24 protein-coding genes and 1 pseudogene are annotated in these 19510 nt (G+C 72.1%); 15 read left to right on the plus strand and 10 right to left on the minus strand.

All coding sequences use genetic code 11. The features are described 5' to 3' along the window. Positions 1-305, plus strand: a pseudogene (locus IN07_RS25745) (methyl-accepting chemotaxis protein); the annotation flags it as partial. Positions 306-365: 60 nt separating this feature from the next. Beyond that, positions 366-845, plus strand: a complete 480-nt coding sequence (locus tag IN07_RS11590; RefSeq protein ID WP_036335987.1) for a hypothetical protein — start codon at positions 366-368, stop codon at positions 843-845. A 91-nt stretch (positions 846-936) separates the two neighbouring features. On the opposite strand, the gene IN07_RS11595 is transcribed toward IN07_RS11590, so the two are convergent. Then, positions 937-1491 carry a dihydrofolate reductase family protein gene (locus IN07_RS11595; protein ID WP_036335988.1) on the minus strand — a complete coding sequence of 185 codons (555 nt, stop codon included), beginning with the start codon at positions 1489-1491 and terminating at the stop codon, positions 937-939. A gap of 46 nt (positions 1492-1537) precedes the next feature. Continuing rightward, entirely contained in the window at positions 1538-2215 is a 678-nt protein-coding gene (locus IN07_RS11600; RefSeq protein WP_036335990.1) for a DUF5701 family protein, read from the minus strand. Positions 2216-2348: 133 nt separating this feature from the next. On the opposite strand from IN07_RS11600, the gene IN07_RS11605 reads away from it, so the two are divergent. After that, the gene (locus tag IN07_RS11605) at positions 2349-2705 is read left to right on the plus strand and encodes a VOC family protein (protein ID WP_231558182.1); all 357 of its coding nucleotides are present in this window, start codon (positions 2349-2351) and stop codon (positions 2703-2705) included. 3 nt (positions 2706-2708) lie between these two features. Here the strand turns inward: IN07_RS11605 and IN07_RS11610 are convergent, their stop codons facing one another. Together IN07_RS11610 and IN07_RS11615 are read right to left on the minus strand one after the other, a co-directional pair. Next, positions 2709-4007: an Nramp family divalent metal transporter gene (locus IN07_RS11610; protein ID WP_036335991.1), complete on the minus strand. Its 1299-nt coding sequence runs from the start codon at positions 4005-4007 to the stop codon at positions 2709-2711. Positions 4008-4131: 124 nt separating this feature from the next. Then, entirely contained in the window at positions 4132-4740 is a 609-nt protein-coding gene (locus tag IN07_RS11615; RefSeq protein WP_036335992.1) for a GNAT family N-acetyltransferase, read from the minus strand. A gap of 173 nt (positions 4741-4913) precedes the next feature. On the opposite strand from IN07_RS11615, the gene IN07_RS11620 reads away from it, so the two are divergent. Next, complete coding sequence (locus tag IN07_RS11620) at positions 4914-5513, plus strand: ATP-dependent Clp protease proteolytic subunit (RefSeq protein ID WP_036335993.1); 600 nt, start codon at positions 4914-4916, stop codon at positions 5511-5513. Positions 5514-5558: 45 nt separating this feature from the next. On the opposite strand, the gene IN07_RS11625 is transcribed toward IN07_RS11620, so the two are convergent. Next, positions 5559-7019 carry an aminotransferase class I/II-fold pyridoxal phosphate-dependent enzyme gene (locus tag IN07_RS11625; protein ID WP_036335994.1) on the minus strand — a complete coding sequence of 487 codons (1461 nt, stop codon included), beginning with the start codon at positions 7017-7019 and terminating at the stop codon, positions 5559-5561. A gap of 107 nt (positions 7020-7126) precedes the next feature. Between IN07_RS11625 and IN07_RS11630 the strand changes: the two genes are divergently transcribed. Continuing rightward, positions 7127-7639, plus strand: coding sequence for a VOC family protein (locus IN07_RS11630; RefSeq protein WP_036336019.1), 513 nt, complete (start codon positions 7127-7129; stop codon positions 7637-7639). 95 nt (positions 7640-7734) lie between these two features. On the opposite strand, the gene IN07_RS11635 is transcribed toward IN07_RS11630, so the two are convergent. Genes IN07_RS11635 through IN07_RS25230 form a run of 3 tightly spaced genes read right to left on the minus strand, consistent with a single transcriptional unit; the run spans position 7735 to position 8952 of the window. Further along, positions 7735-8232, minus strand: a complete 498-nt coding sequence (locus tag IN07_RS11635) for a PaaI family thioesterase (protein ID WP_036335996.1) — start codon at positions 8230-8232, stop codon at positions 7735-7737. Between the two features lie 16 nt (positions 8233-8248). Continuing rightward, positions 8249-8725 (minus strand): PTS sugar transporter subunit IIA, encoded by a 477-nt coding sequence (locus tag IN07_RS25225; RefSeq protein ID WP_036335997.1) that lies wholly within the window; start codon positions 8723-8725, stop codon positions 8249-8251. After that, positions 8722-8952 (minus strand): glucose PTS transporter subunit EIIB, encoded by a 231-nt coding sequence (locus IN07_RS25230; protein ID WP_036335999.1) that lies wholly within the window; start codon positions 8950-8952, stop codon positions 8722-8724. Before IN07_RS25230 ends, IN07_RS25225 begins: the two co-directional genes overlap by 4 nt. A gap of 213 nt (positions 8953-9165) precedes the next feature. On the opposite strand from IN07_RS25230, the gene IN07_RS11650 reads away from it, so the two are divergent. From IN07_RS11650 to IN07_RS11665, 4 genes are read left to right on the plus strand one after another with little or no spacing between them, the layout of a single operon-like run. Continuing rightward, complete coding sequence (locus IN07_RS11650) at positions 9166-10455, plus strand: PTS transporter subunit EIIC (protein WP_052091164.1); 1290 nt, start codon at positions 9166-9168, stop codon at positions 10453-10455. Then, complete coding sequence (locus IN07_RS11655) at positions 10452-11636, plus strand: N-acetylglucosamine-6-phosphate deacetylase (RefSeq protein ID WP_036336000.1); 1185 nt, start codon at positions 10452-10454, stop codon at positions 11634-11636. Before IN07_RS11650 ends, IN07_RS11655 begins: the two co-directional genes overlap by 4 nt. 2 nt (positions 11637-11638) lie before the next feature. After that, positions 11639-12436 (plus strand): glucosamine-6-phosphate deaminase, encoded by a 798-nt coding sequence (nagB, locus tag IN07_RS11660; protein ID WP_036336001.1) that lies wholly within the window; start codon positions 11639-11641, stop codon positions 12434-12436. Next, positions 12433-13158, plus strand: a complete 726-nt coding sequence (locus IN07_RS11665) for a GntR family transcriptional regulator (RefSeq protein WP_197058443.1) — start codon at positions 12433-12435, stop codon at positions 13156-13158. Before nagB ends, IN07_RS11665 begins: the two co-directional genes overlap by 4 nt. Positions 13159-13165: 7 nt before the next feature. Here IN07_RS11665 and IN07_RS11670 read toward each other — a convergent pair whose 3' ends face one another. Beyond that, a complete protein-coding gene (locus tag IN07_RS11670) occupies positions 13166-13603 on the minus strand; it encodes a rhodanese-like domain-containing protein (RefSeq protein WP_036336003.1) in 438 nt (145 codons plus the stop codon). A 101-nt stretch (positions 13604-13704) separates the two neighbouring features. Here IN07_RS11670 and IN07_RS11675 point away from each other — a divergent pair, with 101 nt between their 5' ends. The 6 genes from IN07_RS11675 to IN07_RS25235 all read left to right on the plus strand — a co-directional run bounded on the left by IN07_RS11675 (position 13705) and on the right by IN07_RS25235 (position 18274). Beyond that, positions 13705-14373 carry a GntR family transcriptional regulator gene (locus IN07_RS11675; RefSeq protein WP_036336006.1) on the plus strand — a complete coding sequence of 223 codons (669 nt, stop codon included), beginning with the start codon at positions 13705-13707 and terminating at the stop codon, positions 14371-14373. Continuing rightward, complete coding sequence (locus IN07_RS11680; RefSeq protein WP_036336007.1) at positions 14357-15379, plus strand: 1-aminocyclopropane-1-carboxylate deaminase; 1023 nt, start codon at positions 14357-14359, stop codon at positions 15377-15379. The genes IN07_RS11675 and IN07_RS11680 overlap by 17 nt, the downstream gene beginning before the upstream one ends. Before the next feature lie 98 nt (positions 15380-15477). Continuing rightward, a complete protein-coding gene (locus tag IN07_RS11685) occupies positions 15478-15726 on the plus strand; it encodes a type II toxin-antitoxin system Phd/YefM family antitoxin (RefSeq protein ID WP_036336008.1) in 249 nt (82 codons plus the stop codon). Then, positions 15723-16103, plus strand: coding sequence for a PIN domain-containing protein (locus tag IN07_RS11690; protein WP_036336022.1), 381 nt, complete (start codon positions 15723-15725; stop codon positions 16101-16103). Before IN07_RS11685 ends, IN07_RS11690 begins: the two co-directional genes overlap by 4 nt. Before the next feature lie 549 nt (positions 16104-16652). Then, the gene (locus IN07_RS11695; protein ID WP_036336009.1) at positions 16653-17039 is read left to right on the plus strand and encodes a hypothetical protein; all 387 of its coding nucleotides are present in this window, start codon (positions 16653-16655) and stop codon (positions 17037-17039) included. 89 nt (positions 17040-17128) lie between these two features. Then, positions 17129-18274, plus strand: a complete 1146-nt coding sequence (locus IN07_RS25235) for a hypothetical protein (protein WP_156119150.1) — start codon at positions 17129-17131, stop codon at positions 18272-18274. 34 nt (positions 18275-18308) lie between these two features. On the opposite strand, the gene IN07_RS11705 is transcribed toward IN07_RS25235, so the two are convergent. After that, entirely contained in the window at positions 18309-19484 is a 1176-nt protein-coding gene (locus IN07_RS11705; RefSeq protein ID WP_156119151.1) for an MFS transporter, read from the minus strand. Positions 19485-19510 lie beyond the last annotated feature (26 nt).

Below are 19510 nucleotides of genomic sequence, written 5' to 3' on the forward strand. Positions count from 1 at the left end.
TCCAGGGCGACACCTCCGGTGCGGTGTCGGCGATCGGCCGGATCAGCGAGATCATCGGCTCGATCAACGACTTCCAGCTGACCATCGCCTCTGCGGTGGAGGAGCAGACCGCGACCACCAACGAGATGTCCCGGTCGGTGCAGGAGGCCGCCGGCGGGTCAACGGAGATCGCCACGAACATCACCGGCGTCTCCTCGGCGGCGTCGTCCACCACCCAGGCGCTGGGCCAGACCCGGGTGGCGGTCGACGAGCTGTCCCGGATGGCCAGCGACCTGCGGGGCAGCGTCGGCCGGTTCACCTGGTGACCGCGTCCGCCGGGAGCGGCGGTGGGTGTCTGCGGAGAGCCGAGCTGGATGATGGCGGGCATGGCAGCACGCAAGAAGTCGTCCGCCGGGCCGGCGCCGCGACTGGGGCACGGTGACTTCGTGGCCTACCCGGGCGGTCCGACGGCGATCTACGACCTGCTCGAGCGGCTGAGCGAGGTGGCCGGGGACTCGCCGGACTTCGGCACCCCGGGGATCAGCCTGGACCGGAAGCGGCTGACCGTGCGCTGGCACGGCGAGCCGCCCGAGCGGGTGCTGGCCCTGCTGGCCGACCCGGGGTTCGAGGTGACCGTCCAGCAGACGTCCTACCGCCCGGGTGACCTGCGGGCCGAGGCGGCTCGGCTGCTCCGGGAGCACCCGGGCGTCCTCGCCGCCGCCACCGCCCGCCCGGAGGGCGACGGCGTCGAGGTGCTCGTCCCTCCGCCCGTCGCCGAGTCCGCTGGTGGCGCGGACCAGGCGGTGGCCGGGATCAACAGCGAGGTCCCGCTGTTCGCCGAGGTCGGCGAGGCCCCGCCGGCCTGACGGGCCAGCCGGGCGGCTCTAGCGCCGCTGTGTCTGCCCCCGCGCCGTTGCACGGGCGCAGCAGCGCGGGGAACGGCGCGAGAGCCGCGTGTCAGTCGGCGGCCGGGCCGTAGGTGAGGTGGGCGACTCTGTTGGACAGGCCCTCGACGCCGACCAGGGTGAGCGGCTGGGACGTGCCCTCCGGGAACAGTCGGATCCCCGTGCCCACGGCGAGCGGGTAGACGTAGAGGTGCAGCTCGTCGACCAGCCCGTCGGCGAGCATCGCGCGCACCAGCGTGGCGCTGCCGCTGACGTAGAGGTCGCCGTCCGTCTCGCTCTTCAGCGCGCGTATGCGGTCGGCGGAGTAGCCGCCGAGCACGGTCGAGTTCCGCCAGACCGACTCGGCGTCCGTCATCGTGGAGCTGACCACGTGCTTGCGGGTGTCGTTGAAGAACGGGGCGCCCTCGTCGTCCTCCACGGTGCGGGTCGACCAGGCCGGCGCGAACATCTCGAAGGTGTTCCGGCCGAGCAGGATGCCGGTCGACGAGCCGGTCAGCGTGCCGATGGACGCGGCCAGGTCGTCGGGGAAGCCGTAGTCCATCGTCCACATCGGGGCGTCGACCACCCCGTCGACGGTGGTGAACTCGTGGACCTTGATGGCGCCCATGGCGGTGCTCCTCGGTGTTCGCCCGGCTGGTGCGGGGGTGGTGGTGTCACCCGACAGACGCCTGACTGCGCCGGTTCTCATCGGTGGGCACCGGAACAGCTGCACGTCCAGCGGCAGAGGCGAAGCCGAGCCAGGTGTGCCGGTTGCCGGCCCAACACCAGCCGATCTTGGGGGCTCCGCGTCGTCCGCGCCCGTCCCGGCCGGTGCCGTTGCTCAGCCAGAGCGCGGGTGTCCGGGCGTCCAGCCGGCCGTCGGGCCGGCGCAACCGGGAACCGATGGTCATGAAGCAGCGGTTCCGCTCCAGGGCCTCCGGCTGCTGCAGCAGCCAGTGCACGCCCTCGCCGAGGGCGAGCGGGGTGCGCCCTCGCGCGGTGATCGCCGGCAGCGCCTCGTCCGGGCTCCAGTTCAGCAGCTCGTCGCCACGCTCCACGCCGTCGACCGCGTAGACCGGCGCGTCCGGGAGCGGGGCCTGCTCGGTGGGGGTGAACGCGTCGACGTCGGTCATGTCCAGGACGACGAAGCCCCGCTTGCCCTCCCGCTCGACCAGCTCGGCCAGCCGGGACGCCGGCGCCCGCTCCGGGTGGACGACCAGCAGCGCGCCGTCCCGGGGCCCCGCCGCGGCCGCAGCGGCGCAGAGCTCGGCGGCGGTGAGGCCGGCGATCGTGTGCACCCCCAGCTCGACGAGGCGTCCGGCCTGGGCGGTGAGCGAGGGGAGCGGCAGCACGTCGGACCTCCATGGCGGGCAGCGGGCGGTCCGGCGTCAACGCGGCGGGCGGGCGCGGGGTTCCCGCCGGCGGTTGACGGTCAACGGCCGGCGACCACGCTGCGGCGGTGAGGTCGCGGACGCAGGGGATGTGGTGGGGACCGGCCGTCGAGGCCCCGATCCGGGCGCGCTGGCACGGTCCTGCTCGTCGCTGCTGGGCTGGCCCGTCGTCCACCAGGAGCCGGGCACGACGGTCCTCGCCGCGCTGCCCGGCCCCACCTTCCTGGTGTTCCGGCTGGCGACGGTCTACCGGCCACCGGTCTGGCCGCCGGTCGAGGGGCAGCAGCGGCCGATGGTGCACCTGGACTTCCGGGTGGGCGACCTCGACGCCGCCGTCGCCGACGCAGTAGCGCTGGGGGCGACCGGGGCGGAGTCCCAGCCCCGGGACCACGGCCGGGTGCTGCTCGACCCAGCCGGTCACCCCTTCTGCCTCGTCGTCGACGTGGACTGACCGTCAACCCAGGAAGGTGCTCACCAGCAGGTAGCCGTTCAGCGCGATGATCAGCGCGGCGACGACCGAGCCGGTGAGCGTGGTGACCCGCCGGTTGACCCAGCCGCCCATCAGGTCCTTGCGGGAGGTCAGCCACAGCAGCGGCACCAGCGCGAACGGGATGCCGAAGCAGAGCACGACCTGCGACCAGACCAGCGCCGTCGTCGGGTCGCCGCCCAGGCCCAGCACCAGCAGCGCCGGGGCGAGGGTGATCAGCCGGCGGACCAGCACCGGGATGTGCTTGCGCAGGAACCCGGCCATCACCACCTGGCCGGCGTGCGTGCCGACCGAGGAGCTGGCGAACCCGGCGGCGAGCAGGGCGATCGCGAAGGCCAGGGCAGCGCCGCTGCCGAGCTGGTCGCCCAGGCCGGCGTGCACGCTCTCCAGCGACTCGATGCCGTCACCGGAGGTGAACAGCTGGGCGGCGATCACCAGCATCGCGGCGTTGACCAGCCCGGCCAGCCCCATCGCGATGAAGACGTCGATCCGCTGGGCGCGCAGCAGCCCGCGCCGTCCGGAGTGCGACCTCCCCGCGGTGACGGTGTCGCCGTACCGGCCCGGCGTCAGCGCGGAGTGCACGTAGATGACGTGCGGCATGACCGTGGCGCCCAGGATGCCGGTGGCCAGCAGCAGGCTGTCGGTGCCGGCGAAGCTGGGCACCATGCCGGAGGCGACGCCGCCCGGGTCGACCCCGGCGCCGATCAGCGTGTAGACGAAGCCCCCACCGATCACCAGCAGCAGCCCGGTGATCACCCGCTCGAACGGCCGGAACCCCCGCGATTGGGCGGCCAGCAGGATGAACGCGACGATCGCGGTGATGATCCCGCCCATCCACAGCGGCACCCCGAACAGCAGGTTCAGGGCGACCGCCCCGCCGACGATCTCGGCCAGGTCGGTGGCGATCGCGACCGCCTCGGCCTGTGCCCACAGTCCCCATGTGACCGGCCGGGGGAACCGCTCGCGGCAGCAGGTGGCCAGGTCCCGCCCGGTCGCCAGCCCCAGCTTGGCGGTGAGCGTCTGGATGAGCATCGCCATCAGGTTGGCCGCGACGATCACCCACAGCAGGGTGTAGCCGAACGAGGCGCCGCCGGAGAAGTTGGTCGCGAAGTTCCCCGGGTCGACGTAGGCGACGGCCGCGACGAACGCCGGCCCGAGCATCGGCCACAGCCGCCGCTTCGCCTTCGGCGCCGGTGGGGTGGGCCGCGGAAGGGTGCGCGGCAGCGTGCTGGTGAGGACGGCGGCCTCGGTCTTCGACAGGTACACGGGGACCTCGCGGGGGGCTGGAGCCTGGGTGGTCGCTCCTGTCCTGCCCGACCCGCAGGGGCCGACCGGGCCGACCTGTGGCCCCCGGGGGTCAGGTCAGGCTCACCTCGGTGTCCCCTCGATGTCAGCGCCGCTTGGGCTGGCGGACCAGGGTCCAGATCGGCAGCTCGTGGTCGACCGCCGTGCGGGTCGAGTGGGTGATGGCGAAGCCGGACCGCTGCAGCCAGCGGACGACGGTCGAGGTGTAGACCGTCGCCGCGGCCGGCACCCCGTCGGCGTCGCACTGCTCGAGCACCGGCTGCAGCACCGCCGCACCCAGCCCCTGGTGCCGGGCGGCGGGCCGGGTGCCGACGGCGTGCAGCCACCAGTGCGGCTCGTCCGGGCGGCCCAGCGCCCCGAGTCGCTCGCTGGCCAGCACGACCGGCTGGCGGGCACCGAACACCCGGGGCAGGTCCCGGTCGACGACCGCCTGGACGTCCGCTGCGTGCGGCGGTGCGGCGGGGGCCACCCAGGCGGCGGCCGCGTCGACGTCGTCGGTGACCCACGCCGTCCCGGCCAGCACCGGCACCAGCGCGCCCCACAGCTCCGCCCAGCGGGACAGCCGCTGGGTACGGCCGTCCTCGGGCAGCGCCCAGGAGGTCCAGCGGTAGTCGGGGTAGGCCGCGGCCAGGGTGGCGGCCAGCCGGGGGACGTCGGCGCGGGTGGCCTTGCGCACGACGGGGGGTTCGCTCACCGGTCGATCAGACCACGGGCGGGCGCGCCGCCGCCGGGCGAGCTGTCAACCGCCATTCACCGACAGCGCAAGAATTGCGCCGACTGCGCAATCCGCCATTCTCCCTCGACTTCCGCGGCCGCCGCGCACTTGAGTGGTCCTGTCCATTCCGACGTCGAGCAGGAGAGTCAGCGATGACCAGCGAACAGCTCCGCGCAGCAGAGACCAGCACCGCGTCGACCTTGGGAGACGCCGTCTACGACCGGCTGCTGAGGGAGCGGATCGTCTTCCTCGGTCAGGAGGTCGACGACGTGATCGCCAATCAGCTCGCCGCGCAGATGTTGTTGTTGTCCGCCGAGGACCCGACACGGGACATCCACCTCCACATCAACTCACCGGGTGGCTCCGTGTCCGGCGGAATGGCCGTCTACGACACCATGCAGTTCGTCGACTGCGACGTCGCCACCTACGGCATGGGCATGGTGGCGTCGATGGGGCAGTTCCTGCTCACCGCGGGAACTGCGGGCAAGCGGTACGCCTTGCCGCACGCGCGGGTGATGATGCACCAGCCCTCGGCCGGCCTGGGCGGCACCGCGGCCGACATCGGCATCCAGGCGGAGATGCTCGGGCGGCTCAAGCGTCAGCTCAACGAGCTGCAGGCGCACCACTCCGGGCAGACCGTCGAGCAGGTCGAGCGCGACTCCGACCGCGACCGCTGGTTCACCGCGACCGAGGCCCGCGAGTACGGCCTCATCGACCACCTGCTCCGCGACGCTTCGGCGCTCCCGGGTTGAGCGTGGCCGGCCGCCGGGCCGGACCCGGTCCCGGCGGCCGGACGGTCACTCCACGACCACCCGCACGGTCTCCATCGACGGGTCGGCCGCGTCGGGGACCAGCATCCCGGCCTGCACCCCGCTGGTCAGGTAGTCCAGTGCCTCCTGGCTGATCCGCTCACCCGGGGCCAGCACCGGGACGCCGGGCGGGTAGGGGCTGACGATCTCCGCGGCGACCCGGCCGGCCGCCTCGGCGACCGGCACCTGCTCCACCCGGGCGAAGAAGGCGTCCCGCGGGGTCATCACCGTCTCCAGCTCCAGGGCGCGGGGCGCGGGCAGGTCGACGCGCGGCGGGCGCTCCACCGACCCGGCGCCGCTGACCAGGTGGCGCAGCGCGTCGACCAGCACCCGCTCGGTGTGGTCGTCGTCGGCGTGGGTGATCCGGGCGCTGATCCGGCAGGCGTCGGCGGAGGCGACGTCCACGTGGCACTCCGCCCGCAGCCGGTCGCCGGCCTGGTAGCCGGTGATCCCGAGCCCCCGGACGTCGATGGTGAGCACCAGCGGGTCGAGGTCGAAGGCACCGCCGGTGCCGACCACCTCACGGCCCATCAGGTCCAGCCCGTCGAGCTCATCGACCGCGCGGCGGATCCGGTCGGCGCGGGCGATCGCGGCGCTCAGCAGCTCCTCGCCCTGCTCGACCATCTGCCGCCGCCAGCCGTCGAGGGTCAGGTAGACCAGCGACGAGGAGCTGGTCGTGCCGAGCAGGTCCTCGCGCTGCTTGAGCACCTGGGGGCTGACCCGTTCGCCCTGCAGGTGGAACACCGAGCTCTGCTCGACCGCGCCGCCCATCTTGTGCACGCTGGTGACGACCAGGTCGGCCCCGGCCTGGATGCCCCACGCGGGCAGGTCGGCGTGGAAGGGCAGGTGGGCGCCCCACGCCTCGTCGACGATGAGCGGGACGTCGGCGGCGTGGCAGACCTCGGCCACCCCGGCGATGTCCGCGCAGGTCCCCCAGTCGGTCGGGCTGATCAGCAGCATCCCCTTGGCGTCGGGGTTCTCGGCCAGGGCGCGGCGGACGTCGTCCGGCTCCGGCGGGTGGGCCAGGTGTCGCTCGGTGTCGAAGTGCGGGTGCACCCAGATCGGCTGGACGCCGCTGACGATGAGCGCGGAGATGACCGACTTGTGCGCGTTCCGGCTGACCAGCAGCTTCTCGCCCGGGCCCGCGACGGAGATCATCGCGCTGCGCACCGACAGCGAGCTGCCGCAGGTGGAGAAGAACGCGTGCTCGGCCCCGACCGCGTCGGCCATCAGCTCCTCGGCCTGGCTGGTGACGCCCTGGGACTCTCGGCGGTCGTCCAGGCCGTTGAGCGACAGGACGTCGGAGGCGTAGACGCCCTCGCCGATCACCGCGGTCACCCGAGGGTCGGCGCCGCGGCCCTGCTTGTGCCCCGGTGGGCCGTAGACGAGGTCGCCCCGGTCGCGGAACGCCTGCAGGGCTTCGATCACGGGTACGCGTGAGTGGTCCATGGCCCCGCGCTACCCGAGTGATCCGGCAGGTCATACCGACGAGTTTACTTGAATCCTCAAACAAACGGGTGCAGACTGGCGACCTCGCCGACCAGCAGGAGTGCACCGTGCCCGTCCAGCGCCTCAACCACGCCGTCCTCTTCGTCCGGGACGTCGACCGCAGTACCGCCTTCTACCGCGACGTCCTCGGCTTCCGGGTGAAGACGGAGATGCCCGGCCGGGCGGTGTTCCTGCAGGCCGAGGGGTCGACCAACGACCACGACCTGGGCCTGTTCGCGGTCGGCGCGCAGGCCGGCCCCTCCGGCGCCGGGCGCAGCACCGTCGGGCTGTACCACCTGGCCTGGGAGGTCGACACGCTCGCCGAGCTGGCCCGGATCCGCGGCGCGCTGGCCGACGCCGGTGCGCTGGCCGGGGCCTCCGACCACGCCACCACGATGGCGCTGTACGCCAAGGACCCCGACGGCATCGAGTTCGAGGTCTCCTGGCTGCTGCCGGCCGACCTGATCACCCCGGACGTCGAGGCGCAGGGCGCGACCACCCGGCCGCTGGACCTGGACGCCCAGATCGCCCGCTACGGCGCGCAGACCAAGGGCGGCATCGGCGTCAGCGTCCCGGCCTGACCTCTCCCCTCCCGTGTCGATCATCGGCATGTGGCTGCCCGTGTCGGCGTGTCGAACAGCCACATGCCGATGATCAACAGCGGGAGAGGCGGGCGTCAGTCGGGCTGGGGGCGGATGACCAGGATGCTGCTGCTCGCCGTGCCGAGCAGTCGGTCGGCCGCGTCGAGCAGGCGGGCCTCGGCCAGCGCCGTCCGGCCGCCCAGGTGGGTCACCGTGCCGACGCAGGTCACCCGGCCGGTGTCCAGGGTGATCGGGCGGAGGAACTTCACCGTCAGGTCCAGGCTGGTGTAACCGACGCCGGCGGGCAGCATCGAGTGGACGGCGCAACCGGTGGCCGAGTCCAGCAGCGTCGCGTAGACGCCGCCGTGCACCGAGCCGATCGGGTTGTAGTGGTACTCGGCCGGGTCGAACGCGAAGACGACGCGGCCCGACTCCACCTCGACCAGGTCGAAGCCGAGGGTGTCGGCGATCGGCGGCCCAGGGAGCTCCCCGGCCACCACCGCCCGGAGCACGTCCAACCCGGCGGCGGTGCGGGCGGCCGTCGCGGTCTGCATCGGATCGCCCCAGGCGAAGGTCCGTTCCCGTTCGGTCACGGCCGGACGGTAGCGCTCAGCCCTCCGCGGGCCAGCGGAACAGGGGTTCACCGGCGACCACGGCCCGGCCCGCGGCGACCGGTGGCACCGTCTCCGCGGCCGCGTCCATCACCACGACCGGGCTGACCGGCGAGAGGCCGGCTGCCCGCACCGCCGCCAGGTCCACGGTCACCACGCGGTCCCCGACGGTGACCTCGTCGCCCTCGGTGACGTGCAGGGTGAACGGCTCCCCGTTCAGCTTCACCGTGTCCAGCCCGACGTGCACCAGCACGCCCTGGCCCTCCGGGGTCAGCACGATGAAGGCGTGCGGGTGCACCTTGAGCAGCCGCCCGGACACCGGTGCGACCACCTCGACGGACCCGGCGTCCGCCCCTGGCTCGACCGCCACGCCCGCCCCGACCAGCGAGGCGGCGAAGACCGGGTCGGGCACCTCGGCCATCGGGACGACGGTGCCGGCCAGCGGTGCCGCGACGACGAGGGCCGCGGCGGTCACAGCAGGTCGTTGACGTCGTCGGCCAGCGAGTCGGCCTCCGGGCCGACGACGACCTGGACGATCGACCCGGCGACCATGACGCCGTGTGCCCCGGCCTGCTTCAGCGCCGCCTGGTCGACGAGCGAGGGGTCCTTCACCTCGGTGCGCAGCCGGGTGATGCAGCCCTCGACGTCCTCGATGTTGGCTGCCCCGCCCAGTCCGGCGACGATCTGCTCGGCCTTGCCCATGTGGATCTCCTCTCGGCGACCGGGAGGTCGCGGCACTGGCTGTCGAAGCGCCCAGGAAAGCGGCTCGACCGGCTGGCGTCCAGGGTGTTGACAGGCGCCGGTCGTGCCCGTCATCCTCCCCGGTCAACTGGTCATGACCGGACCGTACCGGTTCGACGTCGCCCACGGGCATGGCCGGTCAACGCAGAGCTCGCGCCCCCGAGGAGACCGCACATGTCCGCTCCCACCGCAGCGCCGCCGAAGGAACGCCGAGGCCTCGCCGGCCTGCAGCGCCTGGGCCGCAGCCTCATGCTGCCGATCGCCGCACTGCCCGCAGCGGGCCTCCTGCTGCGCCTGGGGCAGCCCGACCTGCTCGGCCGCTTCGAGCCGCTGGAGACCGTCGCCGCCGTGCTGGCCGCGGCCGGGGACGCCCTGTTCGCCAACCTGCCGCTGATCTTCGCCGTCGGCATCGCGATCGGCTGGGCCAAGAAGGCCGATGGCTCCACGGCGCTCGCCGCAGTCGTCGGGTACCTGGTGCTGTCCAACGTGTTCGAGGCGCTCAGCCCGGTCGTGCTGGGGGAGGCGGCCGAGGGGGAGACCCAGGAGCTGATCGACTTCGGGGTGCTCGGCGGCATCGTCGTCGGCATCCTCACGGCGATGCTGTGGCAGCGGTTCTACCGCGTCAAACTGCCCACCTACCTGGCCTTCTTCGGTGGCCGGCGATTCGTCCCGATCATCACCTCGTTCACGATGATCTTCGTGGCGGTGCTCATGTCGCTGGTCTACCCGCTCTTCGACTCGGCGCTGACCAACCTGGGCGAGGCGGTCGAGGAGAACTCGGTGGTCGGCGGCGGCATCTTCGGCACGGTCAACCGGCTGCTCATCCCGCTCGGCCTGCACCACATCCTGAACACGGTGGTCTGGTTCACCCTGGGCGAGTACGACGGCGCCCAGGGCGACATCTACCGGTTCTTCGCCGGCGACCCCGAGGCCGGCACCTTCATGACCGGCTTCTTCCCGATCATGATGTTCGCGCTCCCCGCGGCGGCGATCGCCATCTGGCACGAGGCCCGCCCGGACCAGAAGAAGATCGTCGGCGGCGTCATGCTGTCCACCGGGCTCACCGCGTTCCTGACCGGCATCACCGAGCCGCTGGAGTTCTCCTTCCTCTTCGTGGCCTGGCCGCTGTACCTGGTGCATGCGTTGCTGACCGGCAGCTCCCTGGCGCTGACCAACGCGCTGGGCATCCACGACGGCTTCACGTTCTCCGCCGGGGCGATCGACTATCTGCTCAACTTCGGCATCGCGACCAGGCCGCTGTGGCTGATCCCCATCGGGCTGGTCTACGCGGTCATCTACTACGTGCTCTTCCGCTTCGTGATCCGCAAGTGGAACCTGCGCACCCCCGGTCGCGAGGAGGACACCGAGGCCGTCGTGGCCAGCACCGACGAGGGTGCGGCACCGGCTGCGACGCCGGGGACCGGGGCGGCCACCAGCACGGTCGAGGAGGACCCGCGGTCTTGACCCCGGATCCGAGGACGGCCGGCCCCGTGCTGCGGGGCCGGCTGGTCACCGGCGGCTCGGTCGTCGACGACGGTGTGCTCGCCGTCGCCGGCGACCGGGTCGCGTTCGCCGGCCTGGCGCGGGACTGGACCGGTGCGCTGCCGGCCCCCGCGCCGGACAAGCTGCTGCTGCCCGGGCTGGTCGACCTGCACTGCCACGGCGCCGCCGGCCACGGCTTCCCCGACGCGGACGCCGCCGGGGTGCGCGCCGCCGCCGCCCACCACCGGGCGCACGGGACGACGACCCTGGTGGCCAGCCTGGTCTCCGCGCCGGCGGCGGTGCTGCGCGAGCGGCTGGCCGTGCTGGCCCCGCTGGTCGCGGCCGGCGAGCTGGCCGGGGTCCACCTGGAGGGGCCGTTCCTCTCCGCCGCCCGGTGCGGCGCCCAGGACCCGGCCGCGCTGGTCCCCGGCGACCCGGCGCTGCTGGCCGAGCTGCTGGCCGCAGGGCGGGGGACGGTCGTGTCGATGACGCTGGCACCGGAGACCGCGCACCGGGCCGAGCTGGTCGACCTGCTGCGCGCGCACGGCGCGGTGCCCAGCTTCGGGCACACCGACGCCGCCGCCGTCGAGGTCACCGCCGCGATCCGGTCGGCGGCCCCCGGCGGTCCGCTCTCGGCGACCCACCTGTTCAACGGCATGCCGCCGCTGCTGTCCCGGGCGCCCGGCCCGGTCGCCGCCTGCCTGGCCGCCGCGGCGCGCGGTGAGCTGGTGGTCGAGCTGATCGGCGACGGCGTGCACCTCGCGCCGGAGACGGTGGCGACCGTGTTCGACCTGGTCGGTCCGGGTGCGATCGCGCTGGTCACCGACGCGATGGCCGCGGCCGGGATGGCCGACGGCAGCTACCGCCTCGGATCGCTGCCGGTCGAGGTGCGCGACGGCGTCGCCCGGCTCACCGGGGCGTCGGCCGCCATCGCCGGCGGCACCGCGCGGCTGGTGGACGTCGTCCGGGCGACCGTCGCCGCCGGGGTCCCGCTGGCCGACGCCGTCCTGGCCGCGAGTGGCACCCCGGCCCGGTTGCTCGGCCGGGAGGACGTCGGCGAGCTGGTCCGGGGCCGGCGGGCCGACGTCCTGGTCACCGACCCACACCTGAACCCCATCGCCGTCCTGCGGGCCGGCGCGTGGGTGCACCGAGAGGAGAGCTGATCGTGGAGGTCGTCCTGCTGCCCACCCCCGAGGACTGCGGGCGGGTCGTCGCCGACGCCGTCGCCGGGTCGGTGCTGGCCGCGCTGGGCCGGGGCGGGTCGGTGGTGCTGGGCCTGGCCACCGGCTCCTCGCCGCTGCTGGCCTACCGCGAGCTGCTGCGCCGGCACCGGGAGGAGGGGCTGTCCTTCGACGGGGTGCAGGCGTTCCTGCTCGACGAGTACGTGGGCCTGCCCGCCGGCCACCCGGAGAGCTACCGCGAGGTGATCCGCCGGGAGCTGACCGACGAGCTCGGTCTCGACCCGGCGGTGGTGCACGGCCCGGACGGCGCAGCGGCCGACCCCCTCCAGGCCGCCCACGACTACGAGGACCGGCTGCTGGCCGCGGGGCCGGTGGCGGTGCAGGTGCTGGGCATCGGCGCGAACGGGCATCTGGGGTTCAACGAGCCTGGCTCGTCGCTGGCCAGCCGGACCCGGGTCAAGACGCTCACCGAGGAGACCCGGATCGACAACGCCCGGTTCTTCGGCGACGACGTCACGGCCGTGCCCCGGCACGTGATCACCCAGGGGCTGGGCACGATCCTGGGGGCCGAGCACCTGGTGCTGGTGGCGACCGGGGAGGCCAAGGCGGCCGCGATCGCCGCCGCCGTGGAGGGGCCGCTGACGGCGTCCTGCCCGGCGTCGGTGCTCCAGCTGCACCGGCACGTGACCCTGGTCGTCGACGAGGCGGCCGGCGCCCAGCTGGCCCGGGCCGACTACTACCGCTACGTGCTGAGCCACAAGCTGACCGACCAGGGGTGGTGACCGCGCTGATCGTCGACGGGGTGGTGCCCAAGCACGAGCAGCTGCGCGGCCGGCTGACCGAGCTGGCCACCCGGCTCCCGGCGGGCGCCCCGTTGCCTGGGGAGCGCCAGCTGTGCGTCGAGCACGGGGTCAGCCGGATCACCGTGCGGGAGGCGATCGGCCAGCTGGTCAGCGAGGGCGTGCTGGTGCGGGTGCGGGGCAAGGGCACCTTCGTGGCGGAGCGGCCCGCCCGGTCCAGGCTGCACCTGGCCTCCTTCCACTCCGACATGCGCCGGCTCGGGCTGCGGCCCAGCACCGTCGTCCTGGCGGTCGCCCGCGCCGTGCCGCCGCCGGCGACCCGGGCCGCGCTGGAGCTGGCCGTGGGGGAGCGGGCCTGGCACGTACGCCGGCTGCGGCTGGCCGACGACCAGCCGATGTCGGTCGACGACGGCTGGTACCCGGTCGCGGTCGCGCCCGACCTGGAGGAGGCCGACCTCACCGGCTCGCTCTACACGCTGTTCGCCGAGCGGTACGGCTGTGCCATCGAGCGGGCCGAGCAGACGGTGCGGGCGGCGGAGGCCGACCGCGAGTGCGCCGTCCTGCTGGGGCTGCCGCCGTCCCGCCCGGTGCTGGTGTTCGACCGGGTCTCCTACAGCGCCGGCCGGCCGGTCGAGCACGCGCTCTCCACCTACCGCGGCGACCGGTACGAGGTGGCGATGACCGTGGAGCTCGGGCAGGGCTGAGAGCCGGTCAGCAGCCGCAGCTGACCGTCGCGGGCGCGGTCAGCGGGTCGACCTCCGGGCGGGCGACGCCCTGCGACGTCTCGACCGGCAGGCCCTCGCGGGCCCAGTACTCGAACCCGCCGATCATCTCCCGTACCCGGTAGCCGAGCCGGGCCAGCGTCAGCGCCGCACGGGTGGCGCCGTTGCAGCCCGGGCCCCGGCAGTAGGTGACCACCGGGACGGCGAGGTCGAGCTCGGCGGCGCGAGCGGTGATCTGCCGGCCGGGCAGGTGGATGGCGCCCGGCACGCGGCTCTGCGCCCAGGACTCGGCGCTGCGGCTGTCCAGCAGCACGAAGCCCGGCCGGCCGGACTCCAGGGCGGCGTGGACGTCGGAGACGTCGGTCTCCACGGCCAGCCGCCGGGCGAAGTGGTCGGCGGCCTCGGTCGGGGCGGTGGTCCAGTCCATGTCGTCGAATGCTCGGGGCAGCGCGCCGGGCCGGACAGTGCCCGCACTGCCGACGAGCGCAGCGATCCGGCGCTTGACAGATCGGTGCACTGACATGTCAGATGTCAGTTGTCGTCCTCGACCCTGTCCCGCGGGTGCTGCTGCGCGACCAGGCGCTGATCCGGATCCGCGGTGCGATCGTGGCCGGCGACCTCCCGCCCGGCGCGGTGGTCAAGGACGCCGCCCTCGCCACCCGGCTCGGCCTGTCCGTGGCCCCGGTGCGCGCGGCGCTGGCCCGGCTGGCCGACGAGGGGCTGGTCGAGGCCAAGCCGCAGAGCCACACCCGGGTCACGCCGCTGGTGCTCGAGCAGGTGCGGGACGCCGCGGTCGTCGTCCGGGCGATGCACGAGCTGGCGGTGCGCGAGGCCGCCGGCCGGGTCACTGCTGAGGACGTCGCCGCCATGCGGGCGGCCAACGAGCGGTTCGCCGCCGCGCTGCGGGCCGCGGACGTCGACGCGGCGATGGACGCCGACGACGAGTTGCACGACGTCCTGCTGGCCCGCTGTGGGAACGCAGCGCTGGTCGCCACCGTCGACCGTTTCACCCCGGCGATCCGCCGGCTGGAGCGGCAGCGCTTCGCCGCCCACGGCGAGGGCTCGGTCGCCCTTCACGACCGACTGATCGCCGCCTGCGCGGCAGCCGACGCCGACACCGCCGTCGCGACCACCACCGAGATCTGGACGGCGCTGCTGTCCCAACTGGAGGAGACGACCGATGACGGGTCTTGCTGACTTCCCCCGCCACTCCCTGCTGTTCGGGCCCTCGCCGGTGCACCGGCTGGACCGGCTGACCGCCCACCTGGGCGGCGCGGCGGTGTGGGCCAAGCGGGAAGACGTGAACTCCGGCATCGCGTACGGCGGCAACAAGACCCGCAAGCTGGAGTACCTGGTCGCCGACGCGCTGGCGCAGGGCTGCGACACGCTGGTCTCGATCGGCGGGGTGCAGAGCAACCACACCCGGCAGGTGGCCGCGGTCGCTGCGCACCTCGGGCTGAAGTGCGTGCTGGTGCAGGAGAGCTGGGTCGACTGGCCCGACGCCGTCTACGACAAGGTCGGCAACATCCTCATCTCCCGGCTGGCCGGGGCGGACGTCCGGCTGGTCAAGGCCGGGTTCGGCATCGGGTTCAAGGAGAGCTGGGAGACCGCGCTCCGGGAGATCATCGACGCCGGCGGGAAGCCGTACCCGATCCCGGCCGGGGCGTCGAACCACCCGCTCGGTGGGCTGGGGTTCGCCAACTGGGCGCACGAGGTGGCGCAGCAGGAGGCGGAGCTCGGCGTCTTCTTCGACACCGTCGTCGTCTGCTCGGTGACCGGGTCGACCCAGGCCGGCATGGTCGCTGGGTTCTCCCAGCTGGAGGAGCAGGGCGGCCGGCCGCGCCGGGTGCTCGGGGTGGACGCCTCGGCGAAGCCCGCCGAGACCCGGGATCAGGTGCTGCGGATCGCCCAGCGGACGGCGACGGCGATCGGGGTGCAGCGCGAGCTCACCCTGGACGACGTGGAGCTCGACGAGCGGTTCCACGCCGGCATCTACGGCATCCCGGACGAGACGACGATCGCCGCGATGGAGCTGGCCGCCCGCACCGAGGGCATGGTCACCGACCCGGTCTACGAGGGGAAGTCGATGGCGGCGACGATCGACCTCGTCGGCCGCGGGGAGATCGATCGGTCGTCCACCGTGCTCTACGCCCACCTCGGCGGCCAGCCGGCGCTCAACGGGTACAGCGCGCTGTTCTCCTGAGGACGGCCCGGCGGGTCACGGCGCTGTCCGGAGGTGGGCCTGAGTGGCCCGTGGTCCGCTCAGGACGGAGGTGGTAGCACAAGTGCTACCTTGCTGGCATGACGATTGTCGGGCTTCGCGAGTTGCGCCAGCAGGCCTCTGACCTCATCCGGCGTGTCGAGGCCGGCGAAGAGGTGACCGTCACGGTGGCCGGGCGTCCGAGCGTCCGTCTCGTCCCTGCCCACGCGCGCGCCTGGCGCTCGTGGGCCGACGTGGAGGAATTGTTCGCCGGTCCTGCCGACCCGACGTGGGAGCGGGACCGCGAGCTCATCGACTCCGAACTCGCCGACCCGTGGACGACGCGGTGAGGGCCGTCCTCGACACCAGCGTCGTGATCGCCCGCGATGTCGATCCACTGCCCGGTGAGCTGGCCATCAGTGCCGCGACCCTGGCCGAGCTGCACTTCGGGGTGCTGGTCACCAGCGATTCCGCAGTGCGAGCCGAGCGGCTGCGACGGCTGTCCGTCCTCCAGGGGCGGTTCGACGCCCTGCCGGTCGACGAAGCCGTCGCGGCCAGCTACGGGCAGCTGGCCGCCGCAGTCGTCGCTGCAGGCCGTCGACCCCGCGCCCGGGCGATGGACCTGCTGATCGCAGCGACCGCACACGCCCACGGCGCGCGGCTCTACACCCGCAACGCGGCCGACCTGCACGGCGCGGACGAGCTCCTCGAGGTCGTCACGGTGTGACTGGTCGGTCCGCGGTCGGGGGTAGTCCCAATACAACAAAACCTCCTTTATGTTGTATCGCCGTTCCTGCAACCTCTGGCAGGACTAGGTGGCCCGCTAGGGACCCGGGGCGGCCATTGGAGCGTCTCACCACGCGGACCGATGGCACGGAACCACGCGAGCATCCAGAACCGCCGACGCCCGACAGGACGTGAGAGTCCTGTCGGAGGGCGCCCGTACCGTCGGCCTCGGTCTTCCGAGCTCGTACTAGGGGTGATGATGCTAACGACTCCGCGTCCTCGTGCTGCTGCTTGGGCACCATTTCTCGACGGAGAGCTGGAGTGGCTTGTTGAGCGAGACGCGAAAGCGGTCAGGTGGTTGGTGGAGCGATCCGGATTAGAAGGAAGTCGAACGGTGGTACAGGGGGCGTCTAACGCCCAGAGCTATCGACACGGCGATGAGCCACTGGCAGTTCTTGCAAGGTATGGCGACGTCGCCACGTACAAGTCGCCCGCTGGGCCAGGTGCTACGTTTGTTCACAACGCGGACATTCGGCTGCTGGCGACAGCCATGAAGACGGCGAACGGGTTCAGCCTCGCCGCTACCGAGAATCCAACTTTCCCGCTCGATGGCTGGGCGATGGCCGTCGGTGCTGTGGACCTCGCGACCAATGCGGTTACCAGTGACGAGCGCTCGGCAGAGCAGATAGAAATGCTTGAGCGCCTCGTGCAGAAGTTGTACAACGGCTGGTCTCATAAGGAAGTCGGGCGTCGAGCGTCGGCCTACTACATGCCCAGGCTGGCCGATGCTGGTATGACCTACTCGGTTTTCGTGGGGTCGCTTATTGCCATTGCGCCCAGATACCTAGACTCGAACTCGGACATCGACGCGATGGAGAAGGCGCTACCCGCCTCTTGGAAACTGCAGCGTCAAGCTCTACTTGCAAGCTGGCTGTAATTTAGATGGCCCGCGTTGCAGTCGCTGAGCCGTATGTAGGACTTGCAAGATGCGGCGCAAGAAGCGCGCGAGCACGGTACGGTGCAGCCGTGATTGAGCGCGGACGTGACTACTCATGGCTGCCGGAACGTCATCTTGGTATAGCCAGCACACTGGCTCACGCCGATGACCTGATTGATCGCGCCGGGGATGCGCTCTTCGGTTATCTCAAGCCGCCTGGGCCGCTCAGATTGAAGAATGTATCCGACGAGCGAACGTCATACGTCACCGTCGCAGAAGTTGGGCCGCTGCCAGCTGCAGCCTCGAGGTACGCCGCCGACGCTTTGACGCAATTGCGCGCAGCGATTGAGCACACCTTGTTTGCAGAGGTCGAGCACCAGCTCGGGCGCCCCCTTGATGCCCGAGAGGCTGCGTCGATTGAAATGCCGGCGAAAGAGCGAGAAGCCGACTTCTCGGCCTGGCTCAGAGACCGTCGCCGCGGTCAGCTAGCCCCACTGCAGGAGGGGGCGCCACTTGTGCAGCGGATGCGAGAACTGCAGCCTTATCAGCAGCATGACGCTCAAACCCATCCTCTTCGCGTACTGGCTGAACATACAAACCGCGCCAAGCATCGGACACCAGCGGTAGCGGCCACACTCCTGGGAGCGGTGATGGCTGACGTCCAGCACCCTCAACTGATGCTTGCTGATGTGGGTGCGGCCGCGGATGAAAAGCCAGTCAAAACGGGCGATGTGCTGGCCAGTGGACCGTTGAGTGTTGAGATTCCATTGACTATCTGGCCCAAGGTTTCCATCCAGCGCCCGCATACAGGCACCTGGCACGTCTTCATGACTGAACTTGGTGAGCTCGAAGCATGGGTCCGGACGATCGCTGTTCCTACGCTGGCGGCTGGGACACACGACGTTGATCCACTGCCCCCGCAACTCGACACAACATTGGGATATGAGGACGTGCGTGCGGCCCTGATAACCGCCGGCACCGTAACAGCGCGCCAGCGGGCATGGAGGCGCATACTCGCCGGTACCTTTCGGATCGCCTTAGTGCAGGTCCTGACCCCGCTCTTGAAGCGCCCAGACGTCAACCTTGAAGGCTGGGCAGAGTCACTCACCGATGAGGAGGCGCTAGAGCGCCACGATCGTCTGTTTGCAGCGCAGCATGACTCGAAAAGGGTCGAGAGTGTACTGACAGGATTCGTGGACGAAGCAACGGCGGCTACCGACTGGAAAAATGGGTGATCCGCTGGACCGGCTGACCGTTAGATAACGTCCTTTATCTATGGGTGGTCTCGGTGGTCTCGGTGGTCTTGAGTCGGGCCCATCGTGTGGTGGGGGAGGCGGCGAGCGCCGCGAGGGCTGCCAGGCTGGCGACGGCGATGAGGGCTACTCGTAGGTCGGCGGCTGCGGCGACGCTGCCGACCAGGACCGGTCCGAGGATGAAGCCGATGTAGGCGGTGGAAGCCACCGTGGATGTCGCGCGGCCCCGGACGCCGTCCGGGACGCCGCGGAGCACCTCGCGCAAGAGGGTTGGGAAAAGCGGCGCAGTGCCGGCCGCGGCGAGTGCCAGGCCCGCTAGAGCGATGAGTGTGCTGCTCGAGGTGGCCAGCAGCACCGAGCCGGTGGCTGCGGTCATCGCCCCGACGGTGAGGATCGGGCCTCCTGGAAGGGATGGCAGGGCTCCCATGGTGAACCGGGTGAGGGCCGTCACCCCGGCGAAAACAGCTGGTGCCGCGGAGGTCACGCCTGCGGTGACCTGCAGCTGGTCGGCGAGAAACACTGCCCCCCAGGACTGGTGGGCATTCTCGACCGCGAACGCCAGTGCACCGATTGCTCCGACAGCGACCAGCGGCACCCACCGGGTCGGCCGGGCCCGTCCAGCCGTCGGCCCGGCCGGCTCCTGCTCAGGGGCGGTGGCCGCCGGGGGGACCGCCCACAGCGGTGCGGCGGCCACTGTGGCGACCACAACGACCGCCCCGAAGGCCACCGCCACCGGCAGCCCGGCGACCTGCACGCCGCCGGTCATCAAGCTGGACGCCACGACGGCGGCGGAGAAGACCCCGTGCGCGCGGGTGAGCACCGGGCGGCCGGTGCTCTGCTCGGTCGCACCGGCCACTGCGTTGGCCCCCACGTCGGCGGCGCCCGACGTGGCCCCAAGCACCAGCAGCGAGGCTGCCAGGGACGTCGGTCCGGTGGCCAGCGTGGATACCGCGACGCCGGTGCAGGCGAGCAGCACCATCGCAACGGCGACTACCCGCCCCCCGAATCGGTCGATCGCCCGTCCGGTCAGTGCCATCGCCGGCAGCGCCCCCACCCCGATGAACAGCAGCGCGATCCCCAGCTGGCCCTGGCTGACACCAGTGGCGTCACGCAGTGCTGGCAGTGCCGCCCCCCACGTCCCCCACAGCGCCCCGAAGGTCGCGAATGCCAGATACGCCGGGCGGGTAGACATCACCATCTTAACGTTACACACACTGA

Origin of the sequence: Modestobacter caceresii (assembly GCF_000761485.1) — a bacterium.
GTDB lineage: Bacteria > Actinomycetota > Actinomycetes > Mycobacteriales > Geodermatophilaceae > Modestobacter > Modestobacter caceresii.

What these genes read in the sequence shown, in the direction of transcription:
- IN07_RS11590 (WP_036335987.1), top strand. Translation starts at nt 366, where the DNA reads ATGGCAGCACGCAAGAAGTCGTCCGCCGGGCCGGCGCCGCGACTGGGG.
- IN07_RS11595 (WP_036335988.1), bottom strand. Translation starts at nt 1,491, where the DNA reads ATGGGCGCCATCAAGGTCCACGAGTTCACCACCGTCGACGGGGTGGTC.
- IN07_RS11620 (WP_036335993.1), top strand. Translation starts at nt 4,914, where the DNA reads ATGACCAGCGAACAGCTCCGCGCAGCAGAGACCAGCACCGCGTCGACC.
- IN07_RS11625 (WP_036335994.1), bottom strand. Translation starts at nt 7,019, where the DNA reads ATGGACCACTCACGCGTACCCGTGATCGAAGCCCTGCAGGCGTTCCGC.
- IN07_RS25230 (WP_036335999.1), bottom strand. Translation starts at nt 8,952, where the DNA reads ATGGGCAAGGCCGAGCAGATCGTCGCCGGACTGGGCGGGGCAGCCAAC.
- IN07_RS11650 (WP_052091164.1), top strand. Translation starts at nt 9,166, where the DNA reads ATGTCCGCTCCCACCGCAGCGCCGCCGAAGGAACGCCGAGGCCTCGCC.
- IN07_RS11670 (WP_036336003.1), bottom strand. Translation starts at nt 13,603, where the DNA reads ATGGACTGGACCACCGCCCCGACCGAGGCCGCCGACCACTTCGCCCGG.
- IN07_RS11675 (WP_036336006.1), top strand. Translation starts at nt 13,705, where the DNA reads ATGTCAGTTGTCGTCCTCGACCCTGTCCCGCGGGTGCTGCTGCGCGAC.
- IN07_RS11680 (WP_036336007.1), top strand. Translation starts at nt 14,357, where the DNA reads ATGACGGGTCTTGCTGACTTCCCCCGCCACTCCCTGCTGTTCGGGCCC.
- IN07_RS11685 (WP_036336008.1), top strand. Translation starts at nt 15,478, where the DNA reads ATGACGATTGTCGGGCTTCGCGAGTTGCGCCAGCAGGCCTCTGACCTC.
- IN07_RS11695 (WP_036336009.1), top strand. Translation starts at nt 16,653, where the DNA reads ATGAAGACGGCGAACGGGTTCAGCCTCGCCGCTACCGAGAATCCAACT.
- IN07_RS11705 (WP_156119151.1), bottom strand. Translation starts at nt 19,484, where the DNA reads ATGTCTACCCGCCCGGCGTATCTGGCATTCGCGACCTTCGGGGCGCTG.